The organism is Streptomyces sp. NPDC002588, from assembly GCF_040295925.1.
In the GTDB taxonomy this organism is placed as follows: Bacteria; Actinomycetota; Actinomycetes; order Streptomycetales; family Streptomycetaceae; genus Streptomyces.
In genome coordinates, this window is record NZ_JBEOWF010000039.1 from 2,578 (window position 1) to 23,131 (window position 20,554).

A 20,554-nucleotide genomic window follows, 5' to 3' on the forward strand; every position below is an offset into this window, starting at 1 on the left:
CCCTCGGATCCAGAACCTCCAGCAAAACCATGGACGACTGAAAGTGTAAATGTCATCCGTGAAAGCTCCCTCGGATCCAGAACCTCCAGCAAAACCATGGACGACTGAAAGTGTAAATGTCATCCGTGAAAGCTCCCTCGGATCCAGAACCTCCAGCAAAACCAGGCTGGCCGCCCGCCCGGCTGCCCGCCCGCCCGCCCGGCCGGCCGGCCAGCCGAGGACCGGTTCAATGGATCAATGGAATAACGGAATAATGGATTTCTGGTTCGAGGACCCAACGGTTCTCTGCGAGCAAAGTAAGGCAAGGCCTACCGGGGTCGTCAACCGTCGGTGAAGTCACCCAGAGAAGCCAACATCCGAGTTAGGGGCGGAGAACAACCGCTTTAGCTGCGGGTTTGTTATTGCCCCCGCACGGCAAGTAAGGTCCTGCCACCGATATACCGGAGAGGCCGCCCGTAGGGGGGCGGCCTCTCCTTTCCATGGGATCGGTTATCGCCTACAGAACGGACAACGCATGACCCACATGGAGAAGGCCATGGTGCCACGCCGAGGCCTCCGCATCGACCTCACCCTTCGCCCTCTGCCGTTCCCGCTCATCGGTCTCGGCGGCGCTTGGCTGGGCGTCCGGGCCGACACTGACGTAGCAGTCGCCGCCCTGGTGGCGCTCGTCGTTTCGGTTCGCATGACGATCACCCGTATCTAAGCGCCACGGCCCAGCGGCGGCCCCAGCGCAGCAACGAGCCCCCTAGCCGCGAAGAAACCGCAGGTAGGGGGCTCGTTCAGTACTCCGGCCGCCACAGGACCCGCCGCGCTGAGGTCCCACAGAGGTCCCAGGCCGTGAGAATGCCCCCGCTCCGCGCCATATGCGCAGGTCGGGGGCATGATCACACTGCTTACTTCTTCTTGCCCTGGTTCTTGACCGCCTCGATTGCGGCTGCTGCTGCCTCTGGGTCGAGGTAGGTGCCGCCGGGGGTCAGGGGGTTGAAGTCGGCGTCGAGTTCGTAGGACAGGGGGATGCCCGTGGGGATGTTCAGGCCCGCGATGTCGGCGTCGGAGATGCCGTCGAGGTGCTTGACGAGGGCGCGGAGGCTGTTGCCGTGGGCGGCGACCAGGACCGTGCGGCCGGACAGGAGGTCCGGGACGATGCCGTCGTACCAGTAGGGGAGCATGCGGACGACGACGTCCTTCAGGCACTCCGTGCGGGGGCGCAGCTCCGGAGGGATGGAGGCGTAGCGGGGGTCGGAGGACTGGGAGAACTCCGAGTCGTCCGCGAGCGGCGGGGGCGGGGTGTCGTACGAGCGGCGCCACAGCATGAACTGTTCCTCGCCGAACTCGGCCAGGGTCTGGGCCTTGTCCTTGCCCTGGAGGGCGCCGTAGTGGCGCTCGTTCAGGCGCCAGCTGCGGTGGACCGGGATCCAGTGGCGGTCCGCGGCCTCGAGGGCCAGCTGCGCGGTGCGGATCGCGCGCTTCTGGAGGGACGTGTGGACCACGTCGGGGAGGAGGTCGGCGTCCTTCAGGAGTTCGCCACCGCGGACTGCCTCCTTCTCGCCCTTCTCGTTGAGGTTGACGTCCACCCAGCCGGTGAACAGGTTCTTCGCGTTCCACTCGCTCTCGCCGTGGCGGAGGAGGATCAGCTTGTACGGTGCGTCGGCCATGCGTATGAGCGTAATCCACCGTCCTGATGCGTTGCGGCCCTGCTCGTCCCTCGGACGGCGAGGCGACGGCGATGCGACGGCCGTTCGGTCGGTTGACTGGATCTGTTAATCGAGTGGCTTCCCGGCCCACCGCCCCCGTAAGTTCTGGTCACCGAGTTCGCCACTTACACGCGGGAGCCCGCCATGTCCGTCGCCGCCCTTAGACGTGCCTCCCGCGAGACCCTCTCGGGGCTGCCTCGCGAGTTCTGGTGGCTGTGGACGAGCACCCTCGTGAACCGGCTCGGCGCCTTCGTCGCCACCTTCATGGCCCTGTACCTGACGCTCGACCGCGGGTACTCCGCCTCGTTCGCGGGGCTCGTCGCCGCACTGCACGGGCTGGGCGGGGTCGTCTCGTCACTCGGGGGCGGGGTCATGGCCGACCGGATCGGGCGGCGGCCCACGCTGCTGTTCGCGCAGACCTCCACCGCCCTGTCCGTCGCGGTGCTCGGGTTCGTGACCGGTCCGTGGGCGATCGCCGGGGTCGCCTTTCTCGTCGGCGCGGCCTCCAGCGCCTCCCGGCCCGCCGTGCAGGCGATGATGGCCGACATCGTGCGGCCCGAGGACCGGGTGCGGGCCTTCTCGCTCAACTACTGGGCGATCAACCTCGGGTTCGCCGTGTCGTCCATGGCCGCCGGGTTCGTCGCCGAGGTCAGTTACCGTGCCGGCTTCCTGATCGAGGCCGGGATGACGCTCGTGTGTGCCGTCGTCGTCTTCCTCAAGCTGCCCGAGTCCCGGCCGCGGCGGCAAGAGGGGGAGAGGTCCGCCGACAAGGGCTCCGTGGGGCTCGGGGCCGTACTGCGCGACACACGGTTCATGGGTGTCGTCGGGCTGTCGTTCCTGATCGCGGTCATCTTCCAGCAGGGCTCGGTCGCACTGCCGGTGGCGATGGGAGCCGCCGGGTTCACGCCGGCCGACTACGGCATGGCGATCGCCGTCAACGGCGTGCTCATCGTGGTGCTGCAGATCCCTGTGACCCGGTTCATCGAGCACCGGGATCCGCGGCGGCTGCTCGTGGTCTCCTCCGCCCTCGCGGGGTACGGGTTCGGGCTCACCGCCTTCGCCGGGTCGGTCGGCGTGTTCGCGCTCACCGTGTGCGTGTGGACGCTCGCCGAGATCGTCAACGCGCCGACCCAGACCGGGCTGGTCGTCCGCCTCTCCCCCACCCACGGGCGGGGCCGCTACCAGGGCATGTACACGCTCTCCTGGGCGGTCGGCTCCCTCGTCGCCCCGCTGATGTCCGGCTTCGTCATCGACCGGTTCGGGGCGGAGTGGCTGTGGGGGATGTGCGCGGTCGTGGGGACGGTGGCGGCCGCCGGGTACGCCCTGCTGATGCGGCACCTGCCGGACGGGGACGGGGCCGCCCCCGCCGACCGTACGGCCGGCGCTTCGAAGCCCGAGGTCAGCGCCGCGTGAGCCGACGGGGACGGCGCCCTCCGGCGGTCACCGAGCAGGCCGGCGCCGTCCCCGTCGGCTCACGGATGCATCCGCGCACCCTTCAGCACCTTGTCCACCGCGTTGCGCGGGCCGTGCAACGCCAGTCCGACCAGGTCCAGTCCGGCCGTCGGCACGGCTCGCACCGCCGCGCGGTTGTCGCGGTCGTTGCCGGTGGCGAAGAGGTCGCTGGTGAACACCGCACGCGGGAGGGAGCGGGACAGCACGCGCGCGTGGGCGGCGGCCAGCGTCTCCTTCGTGCCTTCGAAGACCAGCACCGGCTGGCGGAACATCGGCAGATAGCCCACGCCGTCGGCGTCCTCGTACGGCTCCCCGATCACCTCGGGGACCACCGTGCCCAGGCCGCTGACCAGGAACGCGGTGACGTTCAGGCGCTGCCAGGTCTCCAGGTCCTCGCGCAGCAGGACGGCGATCTTCGTGTCGAAACGGACGGGTCCGGCGGGTCCGGCGGGTCCGGCGGGTACGACAGGTTCAACATGTCCAGCGGGTTCCACAGTGCTCTCGCTCATGCTGTGAGACTGCCGTTCGGCCCACGCCGACGTCTTGTACGTTCTTTGCATGGCCGCCCGGCAGGAAGTCTCCGCATGGCGTCCGGCCGTCCCGGGCGTCGTCGAGGTCTTCCATGCCCGCTTCACCGGCTACGCCTACCCGATGCACGTCCATGACGCGTGGACGCTGCTCATCGTGGACGACGGCGCCGTGCGGTACGACCTCGACCGGCACGAGCACGGCACCCCGCACGACACGGTGACGTTGCTGCCGCCGCAGGTGCCGCACAACGGCTCCCCCGCCACCCCGCACGGCTTCCGCAAACGGGTGCTGTACCTCGACACGGGCGTTCTCGGCGAGGATCTCATCGGGCCCGCCGTCGACGCGCCCGTCCTGCGCGATCCGGTGCTGCGGCGCAGGGTGGGGCAGTTGCACTCCGCGCTCGCCGCGCCCGGCGACGAACTGGAGGCGGACAGCCGGCTGACGTTGATCGGGGAGCGGCTGCGCACCCATCTCCAGGGCCGTGGCGGACGGTCCCCCCGTCCCGACCCGGCCCTCGCGCGCCGGCTGCGGGAACTGCTCGACGCCTGCGTCGTCGACGGCGTCGGTCTGGCGGAGGCGGCGCGGGTCGTCCAGGCCCATCCCGCGCATCTCGTACGGGCGTTCAGCGGCGCGTACGGCATCGCACCGCACCAGTACCTCACCGCCCGCCGCGTCGACCGTGCCCGGCGGCTGCTGCTCGACGGCCGGCCGCCGGGCGAGGCCGCGGTGGCGGCCGGCTTCTACGACCAGGCCCATCTCACGCGCCACTTCAGGAAGTTGGTGGGCGTCACACCGGGCCGGTACCGTCGCGTGCCCTGATCCGCGGAAGTCCTCCGTCCGGTGATCACCCAGGGCTGGCGTCCCGTTCATGGACGAGACACAGCGCACGGAGAACGGACGGGACAAGGCACAGAGCAGACGACTGGGGCGGTTCTCGGCCGCCCTCGCGGGGGCGGCCGCACTGGTGGTGCTGAGCGTCGGCGTCGCCCTCGCGGCCGCTTCGGACGAGGGTGACGGCTCCCTTCCCACGGTGAGCGAGAGCCCGAGCCCGAGCCCGAGTCCGTCGGAGTCGGGGGATCCCGCCGACAGCTCGGGCGGCAGCGCAGGAACCGACGGCGGCACCATCGGGGGTACCGACGGCGGCACCGATCCCGACGCGAGCGAGACCCCCGTCGAATCGGAGCCCAGCGCACCGGCCGACCTGGACGAGCTGAACCGGCGCATCGCGGAGCTCGATGCGAAGGTCGACCAGCTGCCCACCAAGCAGGAGCTGGCGGACGCGCTGCGCGCCTTCGCCGACCAGCTGGACAAGCCCTGACGGGCTGACAGGCTGACAGACCTACGGGCTGACGGGCTGCCCGTCCCGGGGTCAGCCGGCCGGGCCGGGGCGCTGGGTCAGGTGGGCGAAGGCGTCCAGGTTGTGGGTCGGCTCGCCCCGGGAGACGCGCCATGCGTACTCCCTGCGGATGGCGGCGGCGAAGCCCAGCTCCAGGAGGCTGTTGAAGGCGCCGTCGGAGGCCTCCAGGACCTGGCCCAGCAGGCGGTCGGTCTCGTCCGGGGTGACGGCGGCGAGCGGGAGGCGGGCGGTGACGTAGACGTCGCCGAGCTGGTCGACGGCGTAACTCACGCCGTACAGCTTGAGGTTGCGCTCCAGGAGCCAGCGGTGGACGCCGGCCTCGTTCTCGTCGGGGTGGCGGATGACGAAGGCGTTCAGGGAGAGCGAGTGGCGGCCGACGATCAGGGAGACCGTCGTCCGCAGCTTGCGGGTGCCGGGGAGCTGGACGACGTAGGTGCCGGGCCGGGGGCTCTCCCACTCCAGCTCGGCGTCCTGGAGGAAGCCCTCCAGGACCCGCGCCGCCGTCTTCTCCGCGTCCGAGTCACCCATGCTGGGAGCGTACGTGACGGCGGTGGGCCTGGGCCGCTGCCGCGTAGACGTCGGCGGTGGTGGCGGCCGCGGTGTCCCAGCCGAAGGACTGGGCGTGGGCGGCGGCGGCCGCGCCCATCCGGGCGGGCAGTTCGGGGGCGTCGGCGAAACCGGCCAGCACGCGCGCGTACGCCGCAGGGTCGTGACCCTGGACCAGGAAGCCCGTCTCCCCGTCCCGTACGGCCACCGGGAGGCCGCCGACCGAGGCCGCGAGCACCGGGGTGCCCGCCGCCTGCGCCTCTATGGCGACCAGGCCGAAGGACTCGCTGTAGGAGGGGACGACGAGGACGGACGCGGCGCGGAACCAGTCCGCGAGCCGATCCTGTCCGACCGGCGGGTGGAAGCGTACGACGTCCGAGATGCCGAGCCGGGCGGCCAGCTTCTGCAGGCCCTCCGGCTTGGCGAGGCCGCTGCCGCTCGGGCCGCCGACGACCGGTACGACGATCCGCGACCGGAGGTCGGGGCACTCGTCCAGGAGTACCGCGACCGCGCGCAGGAGGACGTCCGGGGCCTTCAGGGGCTGGATCCGGCCCGCGAAGAGGGGGATCAGGGCGTCCTGGGGAAGGCCGAGGCGGGCGCGGGCGGCGGCGCGGCCGTCCGCCGGACAGAAGCGGTCGAGGTTCACGCCGGGGTGGACGACGGCGACCTTGCCGGGGTCGGCGTGGTAATGCCGTACGAGCTCGTCGGCCTCCTCGGCCGTGTTGGCGATGAGGCGGTCGGCGGCCTCGACGATCTGTGTCTCGCCGATGACGCGGGCGGCGGGCTCGGGGGTGTCGCCGTCGGCGAGGTTGGCGTTCTTGACCTTGGCCATGGTGTGCATGGCGTGCACCAGGGGGGCGCCCCAGCGCTGGGCGGCGAGCCAGCCGACGTGACCGGAGAGCCAGTAGTGCGAGTGGACGAGGTCGTAGTAGCCGGGGCGGTGGCCGGCCCAGGCCTGCATCACTCCGTGGGTGAAGGCGCACAGCTGGGCGGGGAGGTCCTCCTTGGCGAGGCCCTCGTAGGGGCCGGCGTCGATGTGCCGGACGAGGACGCCGGGGGCCATCTCGACCTTCGGGGGGAGGGCGGCCGTCGTCGCGCGCGTGAAGATCTCGACCTCGATGTTGATCGCGGCGAGGCGTTGCGCGAGCTCCACGATGTAGACGTTCATGCCGCCGGCGTCCCCGGTGCCGGGCTGGTGGAGCGGTGAGGTGTGCACGGAGAGCATCGCGATACGGCGGGGGCGGCGGTGGAGCCTGAGCCGCGGGGGCGTCGCCGGAGAGCGACGCCCGAGCCTGCTGGCGTACTGGCTCACGTGGCGTTCCTCCTCCTTGCTGTCCTTGCTGCGGGCATGCCGGACGGGAGGGGTGGGGCCCTCCTCGGGGGTGCAACATCGGAGGAGGGCATTCCCATTCCGGGCGGACCACGAAGAGAAACGATTTTGCCGAGCCATTACCCGGTGTCGCTCAACCGTTCGAGGGGGCGAAGCGTCATGCAGGGCCGCCCAATCCCGGCCATCCACTCCAGATCACCACCCACTCCCGGCCACCCGCTTCCGGTCACCCACTCCCGGGCCATCCACTCCCGGCCTCCGCTCCCGGGCCATCCACTTCCGGTCATCCACTCCCGGCCTCCGCTCCCGGGCCATCCACTCCCGTTCACCAGCCCCCCGTCGCCTACCCTCATACGCATGGCCTCCCGCGTGCCCCTCCCCCACTCTCGGCTTCGCCCGAGCGGGGGGACCCCCATCGTGGGCGTCGTCACGCGCGGGACCACCAACCCCAACCGGCTTCGCCGCATGGACCGCTGGATCGCCGCGGCGCACGGTGCCGAACTGCGGCGGGCCGCCGATCCCGTGGCCGTCGACCTCGGATACGGGGCGGCCCCCTGGACGGCCGTCGAACTCCTCTCCCGGCTGCGCCGCGTCGCGCCACGCGCGCGCGTGGTGGGTGTGGAGATCGAACCGGCCCGGGTCGCGGCCGCGAAGCCGTACGAACGCGACGGGCTCACCTTCCGGCACGGCGGGTTCGAGCTCCCCCTCGCCCGGCGGCCGCACCTCGTACGGGCCGCCAACGTGCTGCGGCAGTACGAAGAGGGGGAGGTCGCCGGGGTCTGGGAACGGCTGTGCGCGCGGCTCGCACCGGCCGAGGGGAACTCGGCGGGCGGGCTGCTGGTGGAGGGGACCTGCGACGAGATCGGGCGGCGGCACGTCTGGGTCGCGCTGGGGCCCGAGGGGCCGCGCACGGTCACCTTCGCGACCCGGCTGGGCTCCCTGGAGCGGCCGTCGGACCTGGCGGAACGGCTGCCGAAGGCGCTGATCCACCGCAATGTCCCCGGGGAGCCGGTGCACGCCTTCCTGCGCGACTTCGACCGCGCCTGGGCGGCCGCCGCGCCCTACGCGTCGTACGGCGCCCGTCAGCGCTGGATCCGGGCGGTGCGGGACCTCAGGGCCGACTGGCCGGTGACGGACGGGCCGGGACGGTGGCGACAGGGGGAAGTGACGGTGCGGTGGGGCGCGTTGGCGCCGCGCACCTGACCGTTGACCCGTAGGTGCCCCCCCCCGGGAACGATCTCCGTGCGTCGTTCGTCACATGGACGGGGAGATCATCATGCGGTGCGCATGAGGGGGGCAGGACTGTTGCTGTCGCTTTCGTGTCGCCTCTGTCACTTTCCGGCGTGACGTGGCACGATCCCCCGGGCACCGTATGTTACTGACGGGAAATCAGTTTGGGGGACGAGGTATGGGACCGGGCAAGCGCGGCCTGTTCGCGGCGGCGGTGGCGGTCGTCTGCGCGGTGACCGTGCTGGGGGCACCCGGCATGGCGTTCGCGAGGCCCGAGCCCTCACCGTCCGCCACGGCCACGACCAGCCCGGACCTGACCCTCCCGCCCAGCAGGGACCTCGAGGCCGTCCGCGAGAAGCTCGACACGCTCTACCACGACGCCGCGGTCGCCACCGACGCGTACAACGCGGCCGAGGAGGCGGCGAAGAAGCAGTCCGCCGAGATCGTGGCGCTGGCCCAGAAGATCGTCGAAGGCCAGGAGCGGCTGGCCGACCTGAAGGACCGGGCCGGAGCCGCGGCCCGCTCCCAGTACCGCACCGGCGGACTGCCGGACGAGGCACAGCTGATGCTGAGCGACGACCCGACCGAGTTCCTCGACGGCGCCGGCCGGATCCTCCAGGGCCAGCAGGCGACCAAGGGCCTGATCGCCGAGCTGACCCGCACCCAGCAGGACTTGGAGCAGTACTCGCAGGACGCCTCAGCGCAGTGGGCCGAACTGGAGGCGAACCGCAAGGCCAAGGCGAGCGCCCAGAAGAAGATCGAGAAGCAGATCTCGGCGGCCGAGAAGCTCGAGTCCCAGCTGGAGAAGAAGGAGAAGGAGCGGCTCGCCGAGCTCCAGAAGCAGGCCGACCAGAAGGCGCAGACCGCCTGGCTGGACACCGGCATCCTCGACGAGATCGACGGCAGGGCGAGCGAGCAGGGCAGGAAGGCCATCGCGTACGCCACCGCCCAGATCGGCAAGCCGTACGAATGGGGCGCCGAGGGCCCGAAGTCGTACGACTGTTCCGGGCTGACCTCCGAGGCCTGGAAGAGCGCCGGGCAGCAGATCCCACGCACCTCGCAGGAACAGTGGAAGCAGCTCCCGCACGTGGACATCGAGGACATGCGCCCCGGCGATCTGATCATCTACTTCGACGACGCCAGTCATGTCGCGCTCTATGTGGGCGACGGCCGGATCATCCACGCCCCGCGCCCGGGCCGCACGGTCACCCTGGCCGGCGCGGGCACCATGCCGATCCTCGCCGTGGTCCGACCGGACGCCTGAGGCAAATCGTTCAAAACAGCCGAACTCGCCTGTATGTACCGGCCGAAGGGCGCCGGCCGTGGCCTCCGCCACGTGACGCACGGCACGCCCACCGGGCCGCCAAACCCGGCAGGGACGTGACCTTCGTCATTCCCCCACCCCTGCCACCCCGCCCAACTGCGGTACGGAAAACCGCATATGACGGCGGCCTGAGATCAAACCGCTTGCCGCACACCATTCCACTCCGGCGCCTTCTGCCGCTATGGTCCCCGTCGGTGGGTCGAGGTCCCTCGTCCCCGCCATGCCCTCGGGGGGAGGGAAGGAACCGACACGATGCCCGTACCCGTACCGCGGCAGAGAGCGATCCCGGCCGTGGAGTGTGGTCAGGCGCAGGCCGTACCCTCAGGCGGCCCCTCCAAGGACGCCGCCCCGCCCCGGCGGGAAACCGCCCCGGGAGACGAGACCGCGCGCGACGAGGCGCCGGTCCCCGCCGAGCACGACACCGCACCCACCACGCTCACCCTGCTGCTGATCGAGGACGACCCCACGGCCGCGCCGGTCGTCCCGGGTCTGTTCGACTCGGACGGCAAGCCGATCCGGATCCGCACCGCCCGCAACCTCACCGAGGCCGAGCGGCTGCTGACCGACGACGTGCACTGCATCCTGCTCGACCTGGCGCTGCCCGCGCCCGGCAAGGCGGGCGAGCCCGACGACGAACTCGCCGTACTGCGGCACGTCCTGCGACTCGCACCCCGGCACGCCGTGCTCGCACTCACCGCCTCCGGTGACGCCGAGCGCGGCGCCGAAGCGGTGCGCGTCGGCGCCCAGGACTACCTGTTCCGCGACGAACTGGACGGCCGGCTGCTGAGCCGGGCGATCCGGTACGCCGTGGAGAGGAAACGTTCCGACACGGCGGAGCGGAGGCTTGCCGAGGGCAAGCTGCGCGCGCAGGAGAACGCCCGCCTCGAGCGCGGCCTGCTGCCCACGCCGCTCCTGGAGGGCTCCCCGCTGCGGTTCGCCGCCCGCTACCGGCCCGGCCGCTCCCGCGCGCTGCTCGGCGGCGACTTCTACGACACCGTCCGCACCCCGGACGGCACCGTGCACGCCATGATCGGCGACGTCTGCGGGCACGGCCCGGACGAGGCGGCGCTCGGCGTGGAGCTGCGCATAGCCTGGCGGGCGCTGACCCTGGCCGGGCTGTGCGGGGACGAGCTCCTCGGCACCCTGCAGCAGGTCCTGGAGCACGAGCGCGACAACGACGAGATCTTCGCGACGCTGTGCACGGTGGACATCTCGCCCGACGGCCGCCGCGCCGGCCTGTGTCTGGCCGGCCATCCGGCGCCGCTGATCGCCCGCCCGAACCGGCCGGCGCGACTGCTGCCGTACGACAACAACGGCCCCGCGCTCGGGCTGCTGCCGGGCGCCCGCTGGCCCCGGACGCAGGTGGAACTGGGCGCGGAGTGGAGCCTGATGCTCTACACCGACGGGCTGATCGAGGGCCGGGTCGGTGCCGGACGCAAGGAGCGGCTGGGCGAGGACGGCATGGTGGAGATGATCCGCCGGCAGCTCTCCGAAGGGTTGAGCGGAGAGGCGTTGCTGCGGGCCGCCGTGAACGAGGTGCGGGAGCTCAACGGAGGTGAGCTGACCGACGACGTGGCGGTTGTGCTGTTGGACCGGGTGCCGTAGCGCTCCGCCGGGAGCGCCGGTTCGCAAGCCCGCCGTCGCGGGGTTTGCCCGGTGCCGCCCGCGGGCTGTGTGCGGCTGGTCGCGAGCGCGCGGCGCACCCGCGGATCACATACGGCCCCGGGCCTCCGGAATCCGCAGTGAAGGTGGGGGGCTTCGCCCCCTTCGTCCCCTCTACCGGCCGCCGTTGTACGGACCGTACGGGCCGTCGCTGCTGGAGCCGCCGCCCTTGCGGCTGCGGCCGCCGCCCGGGAGGGCGCGCAGGGCCGGGCGGACGTCGACCATGTAGACGATCGTCGCGACCAGGCCGATGATCGGCAGGAACGACAGGATCGGGAAGATCAGGTTCACCACGAAGGCGATCCCGAGGACGATCAGCCAGAACGGCTTGGTCTGCTTGTCGGCCGCCCGATAGCCGTCCTCACGGCGGATCGTCGCGTCGACGAGAGCGAAGCCGCTGAACACGATCAGGGCAAGGCTCAGCAGCGCCATGAAATTGTTGAACCCCTGCATCAGCACTACGTCCACCACCCGGCTCGGCACAACCTGGCTCGTCCTTACGCGGTCACCGTACCCGCAACCGCGCTCCCGCTACCCGTACAACGGGCCGGGCACCGCGTGAGTGCCCGGCCCGTGACCGTATGTCGGTATTGATGTCGGTGTCGGCCGTCGGTCTCACTTGGCGGGCGGCGTCGTCTTCTTCGCGGTGGTCTTGCGGGCCGCCGGAGCCTTCTTGACGGCGGTCTTCTTCGCGGGCGCCGGCACGGGCACGACCTTGGCCTCGGCCGCCGGAGCGGGCTTCGGCGCCGCCGCGGCCGGGGCGGGCTTCGGCGCCGCCGCGGCGGGAGCGGGCTCGGCCTTCGGGGCGGGCTTCGGCTCGTCGTCCTTGCCCTCGACCGCGATCGCCAGTTCCTCGATCTCCTCGGCGGCCTCGCCGCGCCAGGTCTTGACGGCCTGCTCGCCGTGCTCGGCGACCTTCTCGTAGGTCTCGCGGGCCTTGACGGCGTACTCGGCGGCGACACCGACGCCCCGCAGCGCGAGGTCCTGGGCGTTCTCGCCGAGCTTCTTCAGGTCGGCGTCGAGGGTCGAGCCGAGCTTCTTGATGTCGCCGTCGAGCGTGGCGATGAAGTCGTTGACCTTGGCCTGGAAGGACTCCTGGGCCTCCTTGGCCTTGCTGCCGGCCTCCTTGGCGCGGGCGGCGGCCTTCTCCTGCACGGCCTTGGGGTCGGTGTTGCGCACGGCCTCGATACGGGCCGGCGCCTCGGTGCGCAGCTGCTCGACCAGGGCCGGCACCTTCTTCGCCTGCTGGAGAGCCAGGTCGGCAGTGCCTGCGGCGAAGTAGAGCGGGGTCGGGTCGCTGAAGGTCTTGCGCAGGTCGTCGGTGATGGCCATGGTGTAGTTCCTCCCGGATGCGCGTTCGTCGTGTTCGTCGTGTGCGGCTGAGGTGGTGCGGTCCGCAGCGGGCGGCCGGTCCCCTGGTCCGGTCAACCCGCCGTCTGCTGCGGATCGGCGTCGCTCCCGTCCTGCCTGTCCCCGGGGGTGTCCACCGTGCCCTCGCTGAATCCGTTCTCCTTGCGGAAGGACTCGTAGATCTGCAGGAGCACCTGCTTCTGCGCCTCGGTCAGGGTGGGGTCGGCGAGGATGACCGCGCGGGTCTCCACCTCGTCCCGGTCCCGCTCCGCGTCGAGGATGCCGGCCCGCACGTACAGCGTCTCGGCGGAGATCCGCAGGGCCTTGGCGACCTGCTGCAGCACCTCCGCGCTCGGCTTGCGCAGCCCGCGCTCGATCTGGCTCAGATACGGATTGGACACCCCGGCGGCGTCGGCGAGCTGCCGCAGCGAGAGCTGGGCGTTGCGCCGCTGCTCGCGGAGGTAGTCACCGAGATTGCCGACGTTGAGCGATGCCATGCCTCCACTGTGCACCACCGCCGCTAACTATTGCAAGCACCCGCTTGCAAAAGTGTGCCACGCCACTGGGACGGGCTTGTCGAGTGTCCTGTCCCTGTCCGGAGACCCGGGATGGATGCGGATGAGGTGTCGGTGGAGGACATCGAACTGGAGTACGTCAGCACAGCCGGGGTCCGCGAACGGGACAGCGCTTCCCCACCAAGAGCCCGATTCGCGGCACCAGCCGCGTCTGGCTCACGAAAACCGTCAAGTCATCGGCCGCGGAGATCGAGTATCGGCTCGGCAACCCCGAGGGCGTGGCCACACTCATCGCCAACCGAGACGAACCTCACCTTCCTCGTCCCACTCAGCTCTGAGCGTCCTTGGTCAACGACCCGATCCGAGGGGTCAGTTCAGCAGGGCGGCCGTGAACATCTCGCGGCGCTCCGCCAGCCAGGTCTGCATGCGGTCCCAGCGTTCCCATCCACCGCGCTCGGCCAGCGCCTGGAGATAGACGGGGTCGCCGTCAGCCACGCGGCGGGCGACGAAGGCCCGGCAGACCTCGGTGGCCTGCTCGATGACGCCGAACAACTCGGCGCGGTCCCGCGGCGAAAGGCCGTAGCTGTCGGCAAGGATCCGCAGCCGCGCGGGCGCATCCAGCCCGGAGGGGTAGAAGGCGGCTGCGGATGCGGGATCGACCAGGGGCACCCAGTAGCGGGCGGTCATGGCGACGTCCCAGAGGGGACGGCCCGGAGCTGCCAGATCGAAATCGATCAGGGCAGCGGCACGGCCGTCGCGGAAGACGACGTTGTCCGGGCACACGTCGTTGTGGCACAGCATCGTTCCCCCCTCCGGGTCGGCCAGGCCCCCTGGCCACCCGGCACGGGTGTCGACCTCGACGGCCGCGCTGGTCTCATGCAGGCGTCGCAGCAGACTCCCCACCGATTCCAGGGCGGTCTTCGTCATCGCCCAGTCCGCGAACGGCGGCAGAGCCACGTCTCCAGGAATGAAGGTGAGCTGTTCACGACCATCCTCGGTGAGACCGACAGGGGTCGGCGCTGCGTCGAAGCCGTGCTCTTTCAGGGCAAGGAGGTACGCATGCAAGGCGCGAGCGTTGCGCGGCGCCGGGCGCTCCACCAGCGCACCACGGCGGAAGACCGCCCCTGCGTTCACCATGCCGCCGACCAGCGCCTCGCCCTCAGCCGTCATGACGATCACGCTACCGCCGCATCGACTCCACGCGGGCCGAGCCCCGAAACTCCGACGCGAACAAGCGCCCGAGGCCGGTACAAGACCAGGATCACCCAAGCCATGCCCAGGGACACAACCCAGGTCACAGCAAGAGCGCGTACACGTCAGCCGAGGACGCTAGAGACTTGGCACGTTGCGCACATTCCGCTCGCTGACGTCGGGCAGGAAGCGGGCCACGGTGACGAAATCGGCGTCGTCGTGCAGGACAATCAGTCCATGATGCGCAGCGGTCGCGCAGATCATCAGGTCGAGCGGACCGGCCGCACCGAGGGCACCCTTCTCGGCGAGAGCATATTGGGCGGTTTCGACCCAGTCCCACAGCCTCTTCGGAAGAGGTACATCGGGGTACAGATCGGCGAACATCTCCCCCATGGCCTCGTACTCCGCCGCGTTGCGCGCCGAACGCCGGAACTCGGCCCGCTGGGCGGCGCACGACCCGATGGCCCGGAGAGTGGTGGTCTCCAGCCACGCGTCCCTCAACCGCTCCTCGCGGAGGAGGCGCCACAGACCCGAGGAGTCGAGCAGGTAGTGGATCACGCGCCACTCTGTTTGTCCTCGACGCGGCGCCGCTGCCAGCCCTCGTAGTCCCACTGCTGGGCGGCGTGGAAGTGCTTGGCCACGAGCGCAGCCCGCTCATGGCGTTCGGCGTACTCGCGAAGGGCGGCATTGACCACGTCTTTCTTGGTGCCACCACCAGCGACACGCATGGCCTTCTCCAGCGCATCGTCATCAAGGTCGATTGTCGTCACGCTCATACTGGACTCCTTTATTCAAGGGCAATATCGAGTATATGTATGTGCGGGACATGCCTGCCCGGGGTCGCCAAACGCGTTCCAGCCCCCAGCCCCCAGCCCTCGTCGTGGTCGCTGAACGCCGGCAGAGACTGATCCCGGGTCGCTGGAGCTGGTCGGCGCCGCGCAGGCGAAGCAGGCCTGGCCCGTGGTGCATGCGGGCGTGCGTCCCTATCGCGTCGGTGAGCTCACGCCCCTCCCCGGACACTGGGACGGCCTGTCCGACACATCAGACGGCACGAACGGACCGTTGCGGTATCTCGTCCACCGTGACCAGCGCGGCAATGTGGACGGCATCGCCAACCTTCGACTGCCGTGGTCCTCGACGGCGGACAAGGCGGGAACGCTCGTCGTGGAGGCCCTTGAGGCGACGAATCCGACGGCCTACCACGCCCTGTGGAGTGTGCTGATCGACTTCGATCTCACCAAGACCGTCGTGGCACCCGGCCGTCCGCGCGACGAACCCCTGCGGTGGATGCTCACGAACCCGCGCGCGATGCGCATCACCCGCCAGTCGGACAACCTGTGGGCGCGCCTTCTCGACGTCCCCCTCGCCCTGACGCGGCGCTCGTACGACACACCTGGCGAGCTGAAGTTCACCATCGACGGCGACCGGATGTGCCCGGCGGACAACCGGACATGGCGTCTCCGAGCGGACGGTGCCTCGGTGACGTGCGTTCCCACCAGCCAGGTGGCGGACCTGACCATCACGATCCCGGCGCTCAGTTCGCTCTACTTCGGTGGCATGTCGGCGCACGACCTGGCGTATGCGGGCCGCATCACCCCGCACACCGACGGCGCGGTCGGACAGCTGGCCCGGTTGTTCCGGATCGATCCCGAACCGCACAACTCCTTCGGCTTCTGACGAGTTGGTGCGTGACAGCGGGTGAGGCCGTCGGGCGCACTTCGAGTGTTCGTGCCGGCAGTGCTGCGCTGTGACCAGCGGCCCGGCGACCTGGCCGGCGGCAACGGAGTACACCGCGCACCGTGACCCGATGGGTCCGGGAGGTCGTCGGCCTGCTCGCCGCCCGCGCCCGACGCCTGGACCGGGCACTGAAGAAGATCGCCCGAATGGGCGGCGGCGTGGCGGTGTGCGCGTCCTCGACGCCGCAGACCGCCTTCTTGGCCCTGGCGGTGAAGTCATCGGGTTCGCGGGTCAGACTGCCGGACGCGGTGTGCAGGACCAGGGTGCCGGTGGGGTTGCCCTATTGGGCCAGGTCCGCCTTGGCCAGCAGGTCGGCCGTCTCCTGGAAATGGAATCGGCCGCGCAGAGCGGGAAGCGGGCCTGCGCCGTGAGCTGGGCAGGCCGAGGGAACATCGGTCACAGGCAGCGCGGGTGAGGGGCGGCGGGCCGACGGCCGCAGGAATGGAGCGGCTCCATCAGGAGCGCGCGGGTTTCCGGGCTGCAGGTCAGGCCGGGGATGAGCCGGGGTCAGACCGTCTCGGCCCGGAAGCACAGCACATTCCCTGAGGGGTCGCTCACCGTCAGCGTGGATCCGGCCAGGGTGTGGGGCCAGGAGGCGGCAGCAAGCCGCTCGGCCAGCACCTGCAGCTGGTCCGCGCTCGACACGAGCAGGTCGACTGCGATCAGCTGTGCGCTGTCGCCAAGAGGTGGCCCGGCCGGGCCGGTGCTGAAGCGATTGGTCACGACCAGCAGGGCGCGGTGCTGGTGCACGCCGACGGCCAGGAACATCTGTCCCAGCCGGCCCTGGACATCGAATCCGAGCAGGTCGGTGTAGAAGGGTTCACTGTCCTGCAGTTCTGCGTCGGTGACCTTCAGCTGTACGTGACTCATTTCGGTGCCGGCGGGCAGCCCGGCGAACGGCGCGTCGGCGCCGGTCTCGCCGGTGAAGTCCTGCAGCGTCATCGGGTCGGCGACGACGGCGGGGCTTGCGCCCTGCCAGCGCCATTCGCGCTGCGGCCGGGCGCAGGTGATCTCAACGCAGTGGCCGTCGGGGTCGGTGACGTAGCAGGAGCGGGCGACGCTGTGGTCGGTCAGTTGGGCCTACCGAGGCGCCGTACGAGTCCCGGTCGAGTACCTGAAGGCCGATGGAGCGTGTGTAGTAGTCCAGGCTCCGCCCGAGGTCGGTGACCGTGAACTCGACAGGGCCGAGCGTGAGGTGGGCATTTGCCCACGATGCCGAGGCAGCAGAAAGGGTCATGATCACGTGTTCCTTCCGGCGGGGATGCGCTCGAACGGCCTGGTGACTTTGGCCACGGCACCCATGGCCTTGAAGAAGAGGATCAGTTTTCGCGGCAGGCCCTTGACGAACATCATGTCCAGGCCGCGCTGGGACGCTGCGGCCGACTTGGCCCCCCGCGCGAACATGGTCTTCTCGTAGCGGGCCAGCGCGGCCTCGGTATCGCCGCCGGACACGATTTCGCGTGCGAGGTCGGCGCCGTCGATGAGCGCCAGATTGGCGCCCTCGCCCGCGAACGGGGACATCAGGTGCGCGGCATCGCCGACCAGTGTCACGCCGGGTACCCGCTGCCAGGCCAGGCCGGTCGGCAGGGCGTACACGGGCCGAGGCCAGAACATGTCGTCGCACGCACGGACGAGATCGGTCAGCTCCGTCGCCCAGTCGGGGTACTGGCGCAGCAGTCCCGCGCGGGCGGATGCCGGATCGTCCCAGTCGATGCCGCTGGTGGCGACCCAGTCCTCGCTCACGCGCATGCCGCATCCGAGCGCGATGGCGTCTCCGCCGTGTCCGCCGATGTATTTGTGGTCCGACAGGGCGAAGAAGTTGCCCCGCCCGGTCACGGCCAGGGCCTGAGGATGCCGGGACGCCGCATCGGACAGGCGGATCTCCACCAGGGTGATACCGGTGTAGGCGGGCTTGGCGGATGTCACCAGCGGACGGATCTTCGACCAGGCACCATCCGCGCCGATCAGCAGACCCGCGCGCTCCCGGGCACCGTCGGCGAAGTCGAGGATCCACTCCTGCCCCGCCTGCTGGGCCGTCACGACCTTGCGTCCCCACTCGATCGTGCCGGGCTCCAGCGAATCGATCAGCAGTTGCCGGAGATCGGCGCGGCCGATCTCCGGACGGCCCCGCCCACCGGGCGGCTCCCGGCGGTCGATATGAACCCGGCCGCTCTTGTCGAGCAGCCGCGTGTCCTCGCCGCCGGTGTGCGTGCGCGCCCGAAACTGCTCGAACAGGCCGGCCTCCCGCAGAGCGATCTGGCCGGTGTCCTCATGGATGTCCAGCGAGCCGCCCTGCGGCCGTGCGTCTGGCCCCGTCTCGGCCTCGAAGACCGTGACGGCCACGCCGTCGCGCTGAAGGATCCGCGCGCAGATCAAGCCGCTCAGACCGGCGCCGACCACCGCCACACTGCTGACTGACATGAGACTCATCACCCTTCTGACATGCAGGGGAAGCGCCGGCCACGCTCATCGCGCCGGATGACCCGCACCCTGCGACCGGTCGTCGAGGGCTGGGACGCTGTGCCCGCCCACTTTTGAAACGGTATTCGTGACGAACACTGTTCGTCAACGCGTTGACGGGCGACGTTCGCGACGAATACCGTTCTGAAGTGCCTGACAAAGACCCTTTCCGGGAATCGCGCGTCGAGAGCCGTCGCAGCCGCCCGGCAAAGCCGCCGCTGAGCAGGGACGTGATTGTCGAGGAAGCGCTGCGACAGATGAGCACGGAGGGCGGTGCACCCCTCAGCCTTCGCCGGATCGCGAAGGCCCTGGATACCGGGCCGGCGTCCCTGTACGCGTACGTGGACGGCATGAGCGAGCTGCAGGCTCTCGTTCTCGACCATGCGCTGGCGGGAGTGCAGACCGACTCAGTCGGGTCCTGGCGTGAGCGGCTGGAGGCGCTGCTGATCTCGCACGCGACCGTGCTGGCCCGCAGTCCCGCCCTGGCCCGGATGGTCTTCCAGACCACAGCCGTGGGCCCCAACGCCCTGCGCATCAACGATGCCGTGCTGCAGCTTCTTGCGGAAGGCGGCGTCGATCAGGCGAACGCGGCCTGGGCCATCGACCTGCTGGACATGTTCGTGAGCGCCACGGTGGCCGAACACGCCGCAGACACCGGGGCGGCCCAGCCTGGAGGGCCGATCGAACAGGCTCTGGCACGGGCGTCGGCCGGCGAACACCCGCACGTCCATGCAGCCCGTGACGACATTCTCTCGGGTACAGGTGAGGAGCGGTTCCGCTGGGGCGTCGACATTCTGGTCCGCGGCATCCTCTCGCGCGCACAGTCGCAGTGACCCACCCCGCGGCCCAGCCGTGATCGGACAGTCTTCCTGGGCCCGGACCAGGGCGGTCGTCCAGGCGGGGGCGGTGCGTGAGTGAGCGGGTCCCGGACGACCTGTGCAGCGAGTTGCCCTGCCGGCCCGTGAAGCCGTGGCGGGCTGTCGGTGCCGGTAGGTCTCGCGCGCTTGGCAGTCAGGACGGCTGGACTTCGTCGAAGACGGCGAGGGCTTGAGCGGGGTCCGGGCTCATGAGGCGTTCCAGACCCGCCATCGTGATCTTCGCCCACTTGCCGGCCCGTGCCCACATCTGTTCCTCGAAGGCGCGGACGGCCTCGTCCAGATCTCCAGGACCGGGGGCGGCGGCGATGGACTCGGCGAGTTCGGCGCCTTCCAGCATCGCGAGGTTCGCGCCCGCCCCCAGCGGGGGCATCAGATGGGCGGCGTCGCCCATCAGCGTCACCCCGGAGACGTGGGTCCAGGTGTGGGACACGGGCAGGACGTAGAGGGGGCGGTGGACGAAAGCGGTGCCGTGGCGGAGGAGGTCGAGGACGGGAGCGGCCCAGCCGTCGAACAGAGCCAGCAGACTCGATCGCACGGCCTCGACGTCGGCCAGGTCCAGGTTCGTGTGCCAGTCCAGCGGTGCGCGGAACTGGACGCCCACCTTGACGTGGCCGCCGCTGTTGCGCTGGGCGACGAGGGCGCGGTTCACGCCGTACACGGCCATGGAACCGTCGCCGATCAACCGGGCGAGGTCGGGGTGGCGGGTGTCGATGTCGTCGAGGGAGGTCTCGACCCGGGTGACGCCGGTGTAGTGCGGCGTCACGGACGAGACTGCCGGGCGGATCCGGGACCAGGCGCCGTCCGCGCCGACCACGAGGTCGAACGTCTCCTGCCGCCCGTCCGCGAAGTGGACCAGTGCGCCGTCCCGGGTCCCCGGCACCACCCGCGTCACACCCCGGCCCCACTGGACGTCGAGAGGGCCGAGCAGCAGGTCACGGAGTTGCCTGCGGTCGATCTCGGGATTGGCCCGGTCATCCGGACGGGGTCGCCAGTCGCGCAGGACGGTCCCGTCCGCGTCCAGGATGCGCATGGCCTGCCCCTCGGGACGGGACAGCGCCTGGAACTCCGCCAGCAGCCCCGCCTTGTCCAGTGCGAGCTGGCCCATCCCTTCGTGCAGGTCCAGCGTGCCGCCCGGGGGGCGGGCGTCGGGGGTGGGATCGCGTTCGAAGACGGTGACGGGGTGATCATGGCGGTGCAGGACGCGGGCGAAGGTAAGGCCGGCGGGACCGCTCCCGACCACTGCGATGCGATGTCTCATGTCGATACACTGTATCGATTCATGACGATGCATCGCAAC

The 20,554-nt window shown here is 70.5% G+C and carries 22 protein-coding genes; 9 read left to right on the forward strand and 13 right to left on the reverse strand.

What is annotated here, in order from left to right:
* The first annotated feature begins 514 nt into the window (after positions 1–514).
* Complete coding sequence (locus ABT057_RS35255) at positions 515–703, forward strand: hypothetical protein (protein ID WP_352347946.1); 189 nt, start codon at positions 515–517, stop codon at positions 701–703.
* A gap of 190 nt (positions 704–893) precedes the next feature.
* Here the strand turns inward: ABT057_RS35255 and ABT057_RS35260 are convergent, their stop codons facing one another.
* Positions 894–1,655, reverse strand: a complete 762-nt coding sequence (locus tag ABT057_RS35260; protein WP_352347947.1) for a phosphoglyceromutase — start codon at positions 1,653–1,655, stop codon at positions 894–896.
* Positions 1,656–1,838: 183 nt separating this feature from the next.
* Here ABT057_RS35260 and ABT057_RS35265 point away from each other — a divergent pair, with 183 nt between their 5' ends.
* Complete coding sequence (locus ABT057_RS35265; protein ID WP_352347948.1) at positions 1,839–3,107, forward strand: MDR family MFS transporter; 1,269 nt, start codon at positions 1,839–1,841, stop codon at positions 3,105–3,107.
* A gap of 59 nt (positions 3,108–3,166) precedes the next feature.
* Here ABT057_RS35265 and ABT057_RS35270 read toward each other — a convergent pair whose 3' ends face one another.
* Complete coding sequence (locus ABT057_RS35270; RefSeq protein ID WP_502974016.1) at positions 3,167–3,655, reverse strand: DUF2000 family protein; 489 nt, start codon at positions 3,653–3,655, stop codon at positions 3,167–3,169.
* Positions 3,656–3,704: 49 nt separating this feature from the next.
* Between ABT057_RS35270 and ABT057_RS35275 the strand changes: the two genes are divergently transcribed.
* Together ABT057_RS35275 and ABT057_RS35280 are read left to right on the forward strand one after the other, a co-directional pair.
* Positions 3,705–4,496 carry a helix-turn-helix domain-containing protein gene (locus ABT057_RS35275; protein ID WP_352347950.1) on the forward strand — a complete coding sequence of 264 codons (792 nt, stop codon included), beginning with the start codon at positions 3,705–3,707 and terminating at the stop codon, positions 4,494–4,496.
* 49 nt (positions 4,497–4,545) lie between these two features.
* Positions 4,546–4,995, forward strand: coding sequence for a hypothetical protein (locus tag ABT057_RS35280; protein WP_352347951.1), 450 nt, complete (start codon positions 4,546–4,548; stop codon positions 4,993–4,995).
* A gap of 51 nt (positions 4,996–5,046) precedes the next feature.
* On the opposite strand, the gene ABT057_RS35285 is transcribed toward ABT057_RS35280, so the two are convergent.
* Positions 5,047–5,562 carry a type III secretion system chaperone family protein gene (locus tag ABT057_RS35285; RefSeq protein WP_352347952.1) on the reverse strand — a complete coding sequence of 172 codons (516 nt, stop codon included), beginning with the start codon at positions 5,560–5,562 and terminating at the stop codon, positions 5,047–5,049.
* On the reverse strand, positions 5,555–6,892 hold the full coding sequence (gene mshA, locus ABT057_RS35290; protein WP_352347953.1) for a D-inositol-3-phosphate glycosyltransferase: 1,338 nt from the start codon (positions 6,890–6,892) through the stop codon (positions 5,555–5,557). The genes ABT057_RS35285 and mshA overlap by 8 nt, the downstream gene beginning before the upstream one ends.
* A 435-nt stretch (positions 6,893–7,327) precedes the next feature.
* Here mshA and ABT057_RS35295 point away from each other — a divergent pair, with 435 nt between their 5' ends.
* The 3 genes from ABT057_RS35295 (at position 7,328) to ABT057_RS35305 (ending at position 11,069) form a co-directional block, all read left to right on the forward strand.
* Entirely contained in the window at positions 7,328–8,113 is a 786-nt protein-coding gene (locus ABT057_RS35295; RefSeq protein ID WP_352347954.1) for a class I SAM-dependent methyltransferase, read from the forward strand.
* A gap of 205 nt (positions 8,114–8,318) precedes the next feature.
* On the forward strand, positions 8,319–9,404 hold the full coding sequence (locus tag ABT057_RS35300) for a C40 family peptidase (RefSeq protein WP_352347955.1): 1,086 nt from the start codon (positions 8,319–8,321) through the stop codon (positions 9,402–9,404).
* 312 nt (positions 9,405–9,716) lie between these two features.
* Positions 9,717–11,069 (forward strand): PP2C family protein-serine/threonine phosphatase, encoded by a 1,353-nt coding sequence (locus ABT057_RS35305; protein ID WP_352347956.1) that lies wholly within the window; start codon positions 9,717–9,719, stop codon positions 11,067–11,069.
* Between the two features lie 171 nt (positions 11,070–11,240).
* On the opposite strand, the gene ABT057_RS35310 is transcribed toward ABT057_RS35305, so the two are convergent.
* The 6 genes from ABT057_RS35310 to ABT057_RS35335 all read right to left on the reverse strand — a co-directional run bounded on the left by ABT057_RS35310 (position 11,241) and on the right by ABT057_RS35335 (position 14,958).
* On the reverse strand, positions 11,241–11,579 hold the full coding sequence (locus ABT057_RS35310) for a DUF2516 family protein (protein WP_352348051.1): 339 nt from the start codon (positions 11,577–11,579) through the stop codon (positions 11,241–11,243).
* A 162-nt stretch (positions 11,580–11,741) separates the two neighbouring features.
* Positions 11,742–12,458, reverse strand: coding sequence for a hypothetical protein (locus ABT057_RS35315; protein ID WP_352347957.1), 717 nt, complete (start codon positions 12,456–12,458; stop codon positions 11,742–11,744).
* 92 nt (positions 12,459–12,550) lie between these two features.
* A complete protein-coding gene (locus ABT057_RS35320; protein WP_352347958.1) occupies positions 12,551–12,973 on the reverse strand; it encodes a helix-turn-helix domain-containing protein in 423 nt (140 codons plus the stop codon).
* Between the two features lie 387 nt (positions 12,974–13,360).
* Complete coding sequence (locus tag ABT057_RS35325) at positions 13,361–14,161, reverse strand: phosphotransferase (protein WP_352347959.1); 801 nt, start codon at positions 14,159–14,161, stop codon at positions 13,361–13,363.
* A 159-nt stretch (positions 14,162–14,320) separates the two neighbouring features.
* Positions 14,321–14,740 carry a PIN domain-containing protein gene (locus ABT057_RS35330; RefSeq protein ID WP_352347960.1) on the reverse strand — a complete coding sequence of 140 codons (420 nt, stop codon included), beginning with the start codon at positions 14,738–14,740 and terminating at the stop codon, positions 14,321–14,323.
* A complete protein-coding gene (locus tag ABT057_RS35335; protein ID WP_352347961.1) occupies positions 14,737–14,958 on the reverse strand; it encodes a type II toxin-antitoxin system VapB family antitoxin in 222 nt (73 codons plus the stop codon). The genes ABT057_RS35330 and ABT057_RS35335 overlap by 4 nt, the downstream gene beginning before the upstream one ends.
* A 199-nt stretch (positions 14,959–15,157) precedes the next feature.
* Here ABT057_RS35335 and ABT057_RS35340 point away from each other — a divergent pair, with 199 nt between their 5' ends.
* Positions 15,158–15,859 carry a sterol carrier protein domain-containing protein gene (locus ABT057_RS35340; RefSeq protein ID WP_352347962.1) on the forward strand — a complete coding sequence of 234 codons (702 nt, stop codon included), beginning with the start codon at positions 15,158–15,160 and terminating at the stop codon, positions 15,857–15,859.
* Positions 15,860–16,426: 567 nt separating this feature from the next.
* On the opposite strand, the gene ABT057_RS35345 is transcribed toward ABT057_RS35340, so the two are convergent.
* Positions 16,427–16,861: a VOC family protein gene (locus ABT057_RS35345; protein WP_352347963.1), complete on the reverse strand. Its 435-nt coding sequence runs from the start codon at positions 16,859–16,861 to the stop codon at positions 16,427–16,429.
* 297 nt (positions 16,862–17,158) lie between these two features.
* Complete coding sequence (locus tag ABT057_RS35350) at positions 17,159–18,340, reverse strand: FAD-dependent oxidoreductase (protein WP_352347964.1); 1,182 nt, start codon at positions 18,338–18,340, stop codon at positions 17,159–17,161.
* Positions 18,341–18,528: 188 nt separating this feature from the next.
* Here ABT057_RS35350 and ABT057_RS35355 point away from each other — a divergent pair, with 188 nt between their 5' ends.
* On the forward strand, positions 18,529–19,212 hold the full coding sequence (locus tag ABT057_RS35355; protein WP_352347965.1) for a TetR/AcrR family transcriptional regulator: 684 nt from the start codon (positions 18,529–18,531) through the stop codon (positions 19,210–19,212).
* A 178-nt stretch (positions 19,213–19,390) separates the two neighbouring features.
* Here ABT057_RS35355 and ABT057_RS35360 read toward each other — a convergent pair whose 3' ends face one another.
* The gene (locus ABT057_RS35360; RefSeq protein WP_352347966.1) at positions 19,391–20,515 is read right to left on the reverse strand and encodes an FAD-dependent oxidoreductase; all 1,125 of its coding nucleotides are present in this window, start codon (positions 20,513–20,515) and stop codon (positions 19,391–19,393) included.
* Positions 20,516–20,554 lie beyond the last annotated feature (39 nt).